11 protein-coding genes are annotated in these 12084 nt (G+C 69.3%); 9 read left to right on the forward strand and 2 right to left on the reverse strand.

All coding sequences use genetic code 11. The features are described 5' to 3' along the window. Positions 1-531 precede the first annotated feature (531 nt). Complete coding sequence (locus tag ACWCRB_RS13580; protein ID WP_450996187.1) at positions 532-2397, forward strand: SWIM zinc finger family protein; 1866 nt, start codon at positions 532-534, stop codon at positions 2395-2397. A 134-nt stretch (positions 2398-2531) separates the two neighbouring features. Here ACWCRB_RS13580 and ACWCRB_RS13585 read toward each other — a convergent pair whose 3' ends face one another. Beyond that, a complete protein-coding gene (locus ACWCRB_RS13585; RefSeq protein WP_450996188.1) occupies positions 2532-2984 on the reverse strand; it encodes a hypothetical protein in 453 nt (150 codons plus the stop codon). Positions 2985-3124: 140 nt separating this feature from the next. Between ACWCRB_RS13585 and ACWCRB_RS13590 the strand changes: the two genes are divergently transcribed. Beyond that, on the forward strand, positions 3125-4252 hold the full coding sequence (locus ACWCRB_RS13590) for a LacI family DNA-binding transcriptional regulator (RefSeq protein ID WP_450996189.1): 1128 nt from the start codon (positions 3125-3127) through the stop codon (positions 4250-4252). Between the two features lie 41 nt (positions 4253-4293). Here the strand turns inward: ACWCRB_RS13590 and ACWCRB_RS13595 are convergent, their stop codons facing one another. Next, on the reverse strand, positions 4294-5331 hold the full coding sequence (locus ACWCRB_RS13595) for a helix-turn-helix transcriptional regulator (RefSeq protein ID WP_450996190.1): 1038 nt from the start codon (positions 5329-5331) through the stop codon (positions 4294-4296). Positions 5332-5599: 268 nt separating this feature from the next. Between ACWCRB_RS13595 and ACWCRB_RS13600 the strand changes: the two genes are divergently transcribed. The 7 genes from ACWCRB_RS13600 (at position 5600) to ACWCRB_RS13630 (ending at position 12048) form a co-directional block, all read left to right on the forward strand. Beyond that, positions 5600-5884 carry a hypothetical protein gene (locus tag ACWCRB_RS13600; protein WP_450996191.1) on the forward strand — a complete coding sequence of 95 codons (285 nt, stop codon included), beginning with the start codon at positions 5600-5602 and terminating at the stop codon, positions 5882-5884. A gap of 330 nt (positions 5885-6214) precedes the next feature. Beyond that, the gene (locus tag ACWCRB_RS13605; protein ID WP_450996192.1) at positions 6215-7522 is read left to right on the forward strand and encodes a hypothetical protein; all 1308 of its coding nucleotides are present in this window, start codon (positions 6215-6217) and stop codon (positions 7520-7522) included. Between the two features lie 49 nt (positions 7523-7571). After that, the gene (locus ACWCRB_RS13610; RefSeq protein ID WP_450996235.1) at positions 7572-8276 is read left to right on the forward strand and encodes an HAD family hydrolase; all 705 of its coding nucleotides are present in this window, start codon (positions 7572-7574) and stop codon (positions 8274-8276) included. A 14-nt stretch (positions 8277-8290) separates the two neighbouring features. Then, positions 8291-8746: a hypothetical protein gene (locus ACWCRB_RS13615; RefSeq protein WP_450996193.1), complete on the forward strand. Its 456-nt coding sequence runs from the start codon at positions 8291-8293 to the stop codon at positions 8744-8746. Positions 8747-8812: 66 nt separating this feature from the next. Next, positions 8813-9247: a cupin domain-containing protein gene (locus ACWCRB_RS13620; RefSeq protein ID WP_450996194.1), complete on the forward strand. Its 435-nt coding sequence runs from the start codon at positions 8813-8815 to the stop codon at positions 9245-9247. A 1-nt stretch (position 9248) separates the two neighbouring features. Continuing rightward, entirely contained in the window at positions 9249-10607 is a 1359-nt protein-coding gene (locus ACWCRB_RS13625; protein ID WP_450996195.1) for an aspartate aminotransferase family protein, read from the forward strand. Between the two features lie 94 nt (positions 10608-10701). Then, the gene (locus ACWCRB_RS13630) at positions 10702-12048 is read left to right on the forward strand and encodes an ATP-grasp domain-containing protein (protein ID WP_450996196.1); all 1347 of its coding nucleotides are present in this window, start codon (positions 10702-10704) and stop codon (positions 12046-12048) included. The last annotated feature ends 36 nt before the right edge of the window (positions 12049-12084 follow it).

The following is a 12084-nucleotide window of genomic DNA, read 5'->3' on the forward strand; positions in this document are numbered from 1 at the left end:
TCGGCAGGGCCGGGCCCGGAGGACCCGGACGTCTCCGATGGTGCTCCGGATGTCTCCGATACCCGGCACGCTCGTACCGACGTGGGAGGCCGCTGGGGCTGGCGTCCTGGTGACGTTGCCCATGGGGGGCTGCGGGGCGCGGCACCAGCGGCCGGGGGCGAGCGCTCGTCAGATGCCTCGGCTGGGCCGGGTGAGAAGGCCCCGGACGTCTCCGATGGTGCTCCGGATGTCTCCGCTGCCCGGCATGTTCGTACTGACGTGGGAGGCCGCTGGAGCGGGCGGCCGGGTGATGTTGCCCGTGGGGGGCTGCGGGGTGCGACGGCATCGGCCGGGGGCGAGCGCCCGACAGATGCCTCGGCAGGGCCGGGCCCGGAGGACCCGGACGTCTCCGATGGTGCTCCGGATGTCTCCGATACCCGGCACGCTCGTACCGACGTGGGAGGCCGCTGGAGCGGGCGTCCTGGCGACGCGGCCCGTGGGGGGCTGCGCGGCGCGACGGCATCGGCCAGGGGTGAGCGCCCGACAGGTGACTTGCCAGGGCCGGGCCCGGAGGACCCGGACGTACCCGACGTCGCCCCGAACGTCCCCGATGCCCCGCAGGCCCCTACCGACGCGGGAGACCGCAAGGGCGGACGCCCCGGGGACATTGCTCGCGAGGCCTTGCGCGCCGCGCGTGGAGAAGCGCTGCGGGCCCGGCTCGACGCGGAGGCGGCGGCAGCCCAGGCCGCGCGGCGGCCTGTCCGGCCCCTGCGTGCGCGGGACCCGCGGGACCGGAGTCCCGGGGACCGGGTGCGGGATGTACGGGAACTGCTCGCCGGTTCCTTCGAGTTGCCCGCCGACGAGTCCCCGGCGGCTTCGGCGCGGGACCCCAGAACCTCTGGCGCCGAGCCGCACACGGACCCTTCGCCGCCGGTGACCGTGGGGGAGGTGCTGCGTGCCGTCGCCTCGCCGACCCCGGGGGACGACACCCCTGGCGTCGAGGCCGACGAAGCGACGGCAGACGCGTCGAGCGACACCCCCGACTCCCGGTCCACCACCGGGTTCCGACAGGCACCGCCGCCCCTCGCCGATCCCCGCGACAGCGACAACGACACCTCACGCATCGCCTCCGTGCCCTCATCCATGGCCGCACCTGGTCGTGACGGTGAGCTGCGCCGGACCTTCCCCGCGCTGCGGGCCCCGGGGAACCGGGACGCGTCCGAGGGCGTCGGCTTCGCGGAGAGCTGGTGGGGGAACGCCTGGGTGACCGCTCTGGAGGAGGGTGCCTTGGACGTCGCCCGGCTGGTGCGGGGGCGCGGGTACGCCGAGAAGGGGCACGTCGATGCCATCACCGTGACACCGGGGCTCGTACTCGCCTACGTACAGGGCTCCCGGCCCCGGCCGTACCGCGTACAGGTGCGGCTGCGCACCCTCGGCGGCCAGGAGTGGGAGCGGTTCCTGGAAGCCGCCGTGGAGCGGCCCGGGCACATCGCCGCGCTGCTCGACAAGGAGCTGCCCCAGTCCCTCGCCGACTGCGGGGCCCCGCTGCTGCCCGGCCCCGGCGACCTCGAACCCCGGTGCAGCTGCCCCGACTCCGGACACCCCTGCAAGCACGCAGCCGCCCTCTGCTACCAGACGGCCCGCCTCCTCGACGCCGACCCCTTCGTCCTGCTCCTCCTGCGGGGCCGGGGCGAGCGGGAGGTACTGGACGAACTGTCCCGGCGCAACGCCGCTCGCGCCGCCCGTGCCGCTCAGGAGCAGCAGACGGCGGCCTTCCCCGGCGTCCGGGCCTCCGACGCGCTCGCCCCGCGCACCCTCCCGCCGCTCCCGGCCCCGCTGCCTCCCCGCCCGCACCCCGAGCCGCCCCCGGCCTACCCGGCGGCCCCGGGCGGCCCGGACCCCTTCGCGCTGGACCAGTTGGCGACGGACGCCGCCGCCCGCGCCCACACCCTGCTCACCGCCGGCCACGACCCGGTCGGCGAGCTGACCCTGTGGCAGGACGCCGTACGACTCGCCGCCGCCCGCCCCGGCTCCGGCCTCACCGCGGGCACCCGCGCCCTCTACTCCTCGCTCGCCAGAGCCGCCGGCCGCACCCCGGCCGACCTGGCACGCGCGGTGGCCGCCTGGCGGCAGGGCGGGCTCGACGGACTGGAGGTCCTCGAAGAGGCGTGGGACCCTCCGGCGGGGCGCTTCGACCGCGCCCGGCCCCTCCTCCGCGCCGCCGACCTCCCCGCCTTCAGACCCTGGCGCAACCACCTCACCCACCCGCGCGGCCACATACAGCTCCGCCTGGGCCGCGACGGCCTCTGGTACGCGTACGAGTCCGAACCGGGCCACGACGACTGGTGGCCCCGAGGCACCCCCGACCTGGACCCGGTCGGCGCCCTCACCGGCCTCGGCAACCTCGCGGACCCCTGACCCGGCAGACGAAAGGTCGACGCAGGTTTCCCCTCCGGAGTGGGACCAAAGCGGCGCCGCCGCCCCGGTTGGCCCCGGGGTGACGGACCCCAGGCAGGGCGTCGGCCAGGCATGCCCTGCCGGTCGGAGGACGATCAGCACCGTGTCCGCTTCGACCTGCAGCCCGAGCGTGGGCACACGACTGTGCTGGTCCTGCTCGACCCTCGTGGGCGCCGTCGCCCCGGTCGACGGCACTCGCATATGGCGCCGGCACCGCGCCGCGCAGCCGGTACGGCAGTGACGCGCAGCCCGGTCGCCTCGTCGGCCATCCCGACGCGCAACGTCCGTACAACCCCGTCGTCGTGGCCGTCGTGCCCGGTGTACCGAAGCCCCCGGGAGAGCGCCCCGTCCACGTGCCGCTTGCCCGACGTACCCAGCCGCCCGCCACCCGCCGTCTGGATCTCCACCAGCGGCAGTGCCCGCCGCGCGAGCCGCGCGCAGAGGTCCGGGTCGCGCCCGGGATCGGGCAGACCGGCCGCCTCGCCCGCGGCGAGGCGGCCGCGCCGGACCGGCGGGATCGAGAGCGAGGAGGAGTGACTACCCGTCACTTCCCCAGCGCAGATGGGTGAGGGGCATGGAGCTACTCCCGCCAGGGCGCAACACATGCAGAAAACGCTTACCGATCGCGGTGCGCCACCCGCTCTTGGGCGGCTGCCACAAGGCATCCCACATGCAGTAACGTCGAGCCGTGATGGACAACGGGAACAGCGAACGGCCGACTGCCCGCGCGGGCCGCCCGGGAAAGCGGAAGCGGACCGACGCGCAGCACACCGCCAGGGAGCGGCCCAGCACGATCCGTGACGTGGCGCAGAAGGCCGGTGTCTCCGTAGCAACCGTTTCCCGAACCCTGGCCGGGAACTATCCGGTCTCCGACGAGGCCCGGACCCGGGTCATGGCCGCCGTCAAGTCCCTGCACTACGTGGTCAACGTGCACGCCAAGGCGCTCTCCGGGCGGGTCGCCGGTCCGGTCGCCCTGGTCATCAAGGACATCACCGGCCCGTCGCTCGCCCATGTCGCCGCCGGAGTCGAGCAGGAGGCCGCGGACCGGGGTCGGCTGAGCCTGGTGTGCGCCACGCAGGACGACGTGACCCGGGAGGACGCCCTGGTCCAGCTGATGCGGGAACAGCACGCGGCCGCCGTACTCCTCGTGGGCGGCGTGGTGCCGGACGCGGCGTACGGCCGGCGGATGACCGGCTACGCGCGGGCACTGGACGCCGCCGGGTCGCGGCTGGTGCTGGTCGGCCGGCCGGCCCCGGCCCCGGACCTGCCGGTGACGGTCGTCGACTACGACAACCGGGGCGGCGCCTTCCAGGCCGTCTCCCACCTGCTCGCCTCCGGGCACCGCCGGGTGCTGTTCCTCGGCGGTGAGACCGGGCTGAGCAGCGGGGACGAGCGCCGGGCCGGCTATCGGGACGCGCTGCTCGCCCATGGCGTCGATCATGTCGGTGAACTCGACACCGAGGGGACCTACACCCGCGCCTCGGGCCATGCCCGCACCCGGGACGCCTTGCGTGGCGGGCTGGAGTTCACCGCGCTGTTCGCGGCCTCCGACATGGTCGCGCTGGGCGCACTCGCCGCGCTGCGCGAGGCCGGGATCGCGGTACCGGACGACGTGTCGGTCGTCGGCTTCGACGACGTACCCTTCGCCACCGACCTGACCCCGTCCCTCACCACGGTCCGGGTGCCCTACGAGGAACTCGGCCGTACCGCCGTACGCCTGGCCCTCGAGCGTGAGGGGTCTTTCGGCCGCGAGGACCACGTGATCCTCGGTACGCAGCTGGTCATCCGGCAGTCGGTGCGCAGGCTGGCCTGGTAGGGAAGCCCCCTGCGCTCTGCCCCGTTCAGATCCCTCCGCGCTCAGATCCATCCACGTTCATGAGCCAGCAGGGCTGCCTGGAAGCGGTTGGTCGCGCCGAGGCGGTGCATGACGGACGCCACATGCTTGCGGTACGTGCGGACCGCGATGCCGAGCTTTCGCGCGCCGATCTCGTCCTTCTCGGCGGTGTAGAGCTGGCGCAGGAGCTGCCGCTCGAAGTCGCTGGCGAATTCGGCCGCTTCGACCTCACCGTCGTCGGACACGGGCAGGTGGTGCGCTGTCTGCCACATTCGCTCGAAGAGGGAGACCAGGGCGGCCACCAGCCCCGGATCACGGGTGAGGATCGCACCTTTGGAGGTGTGGGCGGGGTCGATGGGGGTGAGTGCGGCGGCGCGGTCACAGATGATCAGGCGTTCGATGGGTGCGTAGGAGATCCGTATTTGCGCTCCCTTGGACGTCAGTTCGCGCATGTAGCTCATCGTGGCGGGGTCGTCGAGGGCGGGTGACGCCAGAATCGTTCTCATGTGCACCCCGCGGCGAAGGATCCGGGAGTCCATCAGCCGAGCGTGGGCGATGCTCTCCTGGCTGAGGATCCCCGTCGGGCTGGTGGTGAGATTCTCGGTCCGGGTGAAGTAGGTGAGTTCGTCGATGACGGCCCGTACCGCCGACATTCCCTCGATGTGCTGGGTCTGACCGGTGGACGTGGAGGTGTCCGGGCCACCGTCGCAGTCCATGGACTTCTCGTGCTCGGCGAGCAGTGAATCGACGACCCCGCTGCGGATGACCTCTTCCTCTAACTTGTGGCGGAGTCGGCCGACTTGGCGCTCCACAAGTCCTTCGACCGCCTTGGCTGGTGACGCGGGTGCCAGCAGTCCGCCCGGGGTCGCGGTGGCCAGCCCCAGTTCGGTCAGCCGGTGGGAGATGGCTCGTGGGTCGAGCGGGGCGTCCTCGTGGTGCGGGTCGTCCGCCAGTTGGCGAGCCAGTTCCGCCTCCTTGAAGCCTCCGCGCCGTAGCAGGAGCCGGTATGTCTCTTCGTCGTCCGGTTCGACGTTCAGGAACTGCAGATTCGCCTGTGGCATCGCTCCTCCTTACGCCGCGCGACGATCGCCGCGAGTGTGGGTGAATTTCAGGCGATTTCAAAAGATGAACTTAACTCAATGGCCCGTAATGTGCTGGTCAAATATCGCAGTTCATGCTCCATGAGAAGGTCAAGGCGGTGGCCCGGGCGGGCGCCGGCGAGCTTGCGCCGGGGAGTCCTGGCTCCGGCGCCCATGCGGCCCTCCGTGTGACGGGCTGCGTACGTTCGCGTGCAGCAAGTGGCTGGCCGGGTGTGCAGGATGCTGAGTCGTGGCCCTGTCGATAACCGACCCGATAGGCGACAGAGTTATCCCGTCGCCAAGAAGCGGCAGTCAGTTTCAGGTTGAATCGGGGGCCATCATGCACAGCACCGTTCGTTTCTATGGAAAAACCGCACGGGCGAACAATGGGATTCGCCTGGTTGTCGGCTCGATCTTCGGAATGCTCTTCCTCGTACTTGCCGGCACGGGTGCGCTGCGAGCGGAGACTTCCGTGACCGGGACAACCATGCAGGTCGTGAGCATTGACAAGCCGGATGTCAACGACTGGGGCTGATCGGTCGTCGCACCAGGTGCGATGGTGCCCCGATCTTGACTACTGGGGGAATCATGCCTGCCACGTACCAAGTGCGGATCCGAGGGCGAGCCGGGGCGGCGTCCGAAACGGCCGCAGTGCGTCTTGTCGCCGGCCTGCCCACGCATTGGTCCGTCACTCTGCTCAATTGCACCGACGCTGTCGCCGCACTCGAAATGGCACCCCCGGAGAACGCCTCTCCCGGGGAGGTGGCGAGAGTTGTGGACGAGGTTCTGGCCACCTCTGCCATGCGTGGTTGGACCAGAGACGGACCGGTAACGTAAATCGGCACATGACACCTTTTGGGGAGAAGTGGAAGCCGTGAAAGGCGAGAAAACCCTTGTTCTTGGCTGCGCATCGACTGGCGCCAAGTTCACCCCAGGCAACCACCGAAATACCGGCGACGTGCTTCTCGACGAGATCAGCACCGGCGCAACCATCAAGAGTTCGCCGCTGGCACTGATCGCGGAAGCCGAAGCTCTTTATGGAATGGGATGTCGTTACTATCACTACCATGCGCGAAACCCCAGGACGCGGGAGCAGTCCACCAGCAACGATATTTATCAGGAGATAAGCCGCCCGCTGCAGCGCAGATGCAAGGACATGCTGGTCAGCTTTGGGGCGAGCCGGAACGGCCCCGAAGTGCGGGAGAGCATCCAGCGGTTCGGCGAGTGGGAGCGAATCAGCCAGAGCAGCCTGCCACTGCATCTCGGCGGCGCCCACTTCGTCACCCTCCAGGCGGCCGTTGAGCTTCAGCTGATGTGTGAGGCGGAGCGACAGTACGGCGATCTTCCTGTCGACTTCATCGACAGCGAGGGATTCAGCAAGGTCATCGCCGAGTACCGGCCGTCCGACCGTCTCACCACGACCGATCTCGAGACCTACTCGACGAGCAATGGGGCCAACTACGGCAGGACTTCCCCGCTCATCCAGTTCGAGGTCTACCGAAACGCGGTCCAGGCTCGGCAGCGGCTTGGCCTCTTCCACGAAGTGGAATGGGTTCAGTTCCCGCGAAGCTATGCGTTGACCCGGTATGCGGTCGAGCACCCGGAGATAAGGCTGGGTGGCAGTGGGCAGTTGAACATCACGCTGTTGTTCGGCTTCTCTCCGCGGCTCCCCTTCCCCAAGAACTATGCCGAGTTCAAGAGTGTGGTGGATGCCGCGAAGCGGCTGGAGTACGACCTTGCCGAGCCGGGTGTGAAGAAGCGGCAGGTGACCGTCACCGTCGGTGCCGCGGTGCTGCCGAGCCAGGCCGGTGAGTATTTCGTTCCGCTGGATGTGGGCGCCCGCCGCGGACAGGCGGCCTGTGCCCTGAGCCGGCTGGCGACGTACGCCGCGCAACCGGACAGCGGTGTCGACGTCCTCCGGTTCGGTATGGAGGACACCCCTTACTCGGTCGACACACACGGTGGCCTTCGCCTCGCCGACAACTGCGATCTCGCCGAGCTGGTGATCAATGAACTGGCCGCGAACGGCGTGGGAGTCCAGACCGATCACGATGTGATCTTCGAGCGCATGGGCTCGAACTGGGTCAAGCAGAGCCTCTTCTTCGAGCAGCGCCAGCTGCCGCTCGGCCAGCCGAGGAATTCGTTCCCCAGCCCGTCGCTGCAGTCGGTGTGACTCTTCGCCCCGGACTGTTCCGATCCTGACAGGAGGAACCAAAATCAGTATCTACCAAGGGGTCTGCTTTGACCTTTTCTCGACGCTGGTGCACAGGTCGCCGGGCAATCCGTTCTTTCGTGACGTCGCGAAGGAACTCGGCCTGGACCTGGAATCCTGGAAACCGGCCTACGACAGTCTCCACGACGAGACGATGGAGGGGACTGTTCCGGGGATAGTGGAGCGCATTCTGCTCTCCGCCCGGACGTCCGGTGTGCACTGCCCCCCGGACGAGGTGCGGGCGGCCGTCGAGCGCAACTTCCCCAGTATGGTCGCGAGTTTCGAGGTCGACCCGCAGAGCGCGCCTCTCCTGAAGCAGCTCCGTGAGCAAGGGCTGTCCCTCGCACTGGTGTCGAATGCCTCCGACCACGCCGAATGGATCTTCGACCGGCTCGGTCTGCGTGAGTACTTCGACGTGACCGTCTTCTCGCACCGGGTGAAGCGGCTGAAGCCGCACCCCGACATCTACTTGAATGCCACAGACCAGCTCGGCGTTTCCGGCTCCTCCTGTGCCTTCGTCGGCGACGGCCAGCACCACGAACTGGCGGGTGCGCGGAGTGTCGGAATGGCCACCATTCTCATCGACCGCCGACTGGCCCATTCCGACTCGGCGCGCACGGAGGCGGACATCGTCCTGGACGACCTGGACGGCGTGCCGGACGCGCTCGACGAGCTGAGCACTCAGCGGCGTTCATGGCTCATGAATCAACAGTAGAAAGGGAAACGGGTATGAGTCTCGACCAACTGCACGTCATCGAAGGCTGCTACGTCACCGAGTCCTCCGGCTGCCACCGGTACGACTTCTGGAACGAACAGGCTCTCTTCGACGGAAGCCCGCACACCGGCTGGGGCTCGCTCAGCCGAAACGAACCGCAGACCGAACACCTGGACATCGACCTCGGCGGCCTCCGTATCCCGGTGAAGATCCGACTGCAGCGCCGTGCCGTCCCCGTGATCCGCACCGGATTTCCCGGCACTCTGCGGGTCATCGCCTACGCGGAGCAGGGTGGCGAGAAGACGCTGTTGGTCGCGGACGGCATCTCCGTGGAGGCCGGCGAGTGGTTCGAGGGTGATCTCGAACCGGTCGAGACCAGGCGGGTTCGCGTGGAGACCGGCGGGGTCGAAATCCGCCCCAGCGGCAAGTTCTTCACCCAGATCATGCAAATGCAGTTCCTCGAGAGCTGACCCACTCCGGCTCGACGCAGACGACGTATCCCTCTCCTCCTCCCCCTTGAGAAAGCGGTGACAGTCATGCGTATCCGAACGATTTCGGTACCGACGGAACCCTGCGACGACCCGGTGGCCCGCAAGCTGGGCCTGTGGACGAGTGAGCGCATGCAGGCCGCCGCGTGGCGGCTCAACCCGGGACAGGACATCTCGGCGCGTATGCACCCGCAGGCCGACGGGATGATCGTGGTCCTCGAAGGGCACGGCGAGTTCCAGGCGTTCGACGCGGAACAGCCCGAGGCCGCCGGAAGCTATGTGCCGTCCGCCCACTATCCGCTGGACGCCCCGCCGAAGCGACCGCTTCCCGAGCCGAGCCGTTACCCGGTCGGCCCCGGCACCGTCAGCCTGGCGCCGGCCGGCCTGTACTACGGCCTGGTCAACACCGGCGACGAGCAGCTGGTCGCCGTCGCCGTCACCGCGTCGGAGACCAGCGGCACCGCCTGGACGGTACGTGGTTGACATGGCCGCGTTGAACAGCGCCGAGACCATCGGTCCGGCAAAAGCCTCCGTCCCGCCGGCCGGCATCGGCACCGAGTCCGACGCCTGGGTGCTCGAAACGCTCAGGCGCTACGAGCCGGCCACCATGCACACACAGCATCCGGTGGTGTGGGACCGGGCCAGCGGCAGCCGCGTCTACGACCGGGACGGCCGGTCCTGGCTCGACTGGACGAGCGGGATCCTGACCGCGAACGCCGGGCACGCCCGCGCCGAGGTGGTCGACGCGATCACCGAACAGGCCCGGCAGGGGCTGCTGCACGCGTACATGTTCCCGACCCGGGTGCGGGCCCGCGTGGTGCGCGCCCTCTCCGAGCTGTCCGGGTTCGCGCAGTCGGTCCTGTACACCACGGGAGCGGAGGCGGTCGAGGGCGCGCTGAAGATCTCAAGTCGCCATGCGATCGCTCGTCGGCCGGCACAGCAGCCCGGTCGTCGGCCGGTTGTCATCACCTTTGAGGGTGCCTTCCACGGTCGTACCCTGGGTGCACAGCTCGCCGGTGGGCTGGCGGCGCAGCGCGACTGGGCACCGGAGCTCGACGAGGCCTTCGTCAGGGTGCCGTTTCCGACTCGTGGTGAGGCCTGGAGCCCGGAGGTCATCGAGGCGGCTCTGCGCGAGATCGGGGCGGGCCCCGAGGACGTGACCTGTGTGATGGGGGAGATCTACCAGGGGTCGACCCTGCGTCAGATCGACCCGGCGGCGGCTCGTGCCCTGCGGGAGTGGTGCACCCGGCACGGGGTCCTGCTCGTCTTCGACGAGATCCAGTCCGGCTTCGGGCGTACCGGTGCGCTCTTCGCGTACGAGCACATCGGTGTCCGGCCCGACCTCCTGCTGGCGGCCAAGGGGCTGTCCGGCTCGCTGCCCATCTCGGCGGTGCTCGTGGGCGATCCGAGCTTCACCGAGGTCGTGCGTCCCGGAGAACTCACCAGCACCCACAGCGGCAACCCGATCTCGCTGGCCGCCGCGGAGGCCAACCTCGCGCTGTTCGCGGACGGGCGGATCGTCGCCGAGGCTGCGCGGCGGGGCCAGCAGCTCGCCGACGGGCTGGCCGACTGGGTCGCCGGGAAGCCGCAGGGCCGCAGGATCATCGGGACGATGGGCATGATCGCCGGTGTCGCGTGCACCGACGACAGGGGCTCGCTCGACCCCGTGTCGTCGCGGCGCATGGCCGCCGAGTGCGTCGAGCGCGGTCTCCTGGTGTGTGTGCCGTCCACACTCGGCGGCGCCATGCTCAAGATCATGCCGCCGGTCACGACGTCCGAGTCCGAACTCGCCGAGGCGCTGGCCATCTTCGAGGCTGCTGCCGACGCCGTCCAACTCGGCTGACGTCGCGCCGGATCACACAGACTCCACAGATTTCAACGGTCCTACAGATTCCAACGGTTCCGCCGACTCCCGAACGAAAGGGATGTGCATTCCCGTGGCCGCAGATACAAGGCAGCCTGCTTTCATCATCTTCAGCGACCTGTCCAAGATCGGCCCGTCTCTGACCGAGCTGCGAAAGCGCGGTCTGGCGGTTCTGGCCATCTCCCAGAAGCAGGGTTCGGCCATGGTGCAGAGGGGCATCGAGCTTCTCGGCACCCCGGGTCATCCCTTCGCCGACATCACCGATGTCAGCCTGCGTGACGCCACCGACATCAGCGGCATCGCCGACCAGGCGGCGCGCTGGGCCGCCGAGTACGACGTTCGTGGTGTGCTCGTCAACGCCGAGGTGTACGTGGACGCCGGGCAGGTGGTCTCCGACCTGCTCGGGTTGCCGGGGCCGGGCTGGCGTGCCTCGCGCGTGTGCCGCAACAAGCTTCTGCAGCGCCGCCATCTGCGCGAGTGGAGCCCCACCTCGGTGCTCATCACCGCTCCCGACGGCGGCATCGCGGACAGCGCGCAGGCGACGGAGCTGGCCAAGGAGTACGACGGTGTCTTCCCGGCCGCGGTCAAACCCCTCGACCGTGAGTCCAGCATCGGTGTCCGCGTGGTGGAGGACGTGCACGCGCTCCTCGACATCATCGCCGACCTCGGACCCGGCGCCCGGCTGCTCGTCGAGGAGCGGGTGCAGGGCCGCGAGTTCAATGTCGACACCCTCGTCAGCGACGGCAGGCCGATCGTCACGCTGCTCACGCAGAAGGGCACCAACGAGGACTCGACCGAGTTCTTCGTCGAGCTGATCCACACCACGCCGCCCGACAACCTCGACGGGCACGAGACGGACCGGATCATCGAGGCGCAGCTGGGCGTCGTCGACCGGCTTGGCTTCGAGAACGGGTACGCGCACGCGGAGTACCGGATCACCGACGACGGCCGGGTGGTGCTGATGGAGATCGCGGCACGCGCTCCGGGCGACGGCTGTCTGCACCTGTACCACCTGTCCACCGGCAAGCCGATCGAGCCGGTGCTCATCGACATCGCCATGGGCCTGCCGACCGCGTACCCGGCCGTGTTCGAACGCCGGGGCCGACAGGTCTACTTCGAGCACACACCCGGGATCCTTCGGGACGTCCAGGTCGACGGACTCGACGGCGTCACACCGCGCTGGCTGGCCGACACCACCGCCATCTGGCCCGAGCTGGCCGCGGTCGACAAGAACGCCCCCGCGACGGTGCACGAACTGTTCGTGATCAAGCCCCGTGGCTTCGAGCTGGAACGCCTCACCGAGTCGTCGAACCGTGCGGTCACGGTCATCTTCGACCTGCCGCTCGGGGCCGACGTGGACGCCGAGGAGGCGCGGATCCGTCAGGCAGTCACGATTCTCACCGAGTCGCCCGAGGGATGACGAACCAGGCCGGCGCTCCCCTCGGGCAGACAGGGA

Source organism: Streptomyces sp. NPDC002156 (genome assembly GCF_053593675.1).

Excerpts from the sequence above, each read along its gene's own strand:
- ACWCRB_RS13625 (WP_450996195.1), top strand. The coding sequence starts at position 9,249 with ATGGCCGCGTTGAACAGCGCCGAGACCATCGGTCCGGCAAAAGCCTCC.
- ACWCRB_RS13615 (WP_450996193.1), top strand. The coding sequence starts at position 8,291 with ATGAGTCTCGACCAACTGCACGTCATCGAAGGCTGCTACGTCACCGAG.
- ACWCRB_RS13620 (WP_450996194.1), top strand. The coding sequence starts at position 8,813 with ATGCGTATCCGAACGATTTCGGTACCGACGGAACCCTGCGACGACCCG.
- ACWCRB_RS13595 (WP_450996190.1), bottom strand. The coding sequence starts at position 5,331 with ATGCCACAGGCGAATCTGCAGTTCCTGAACGTCGAACCGGACGACGAA.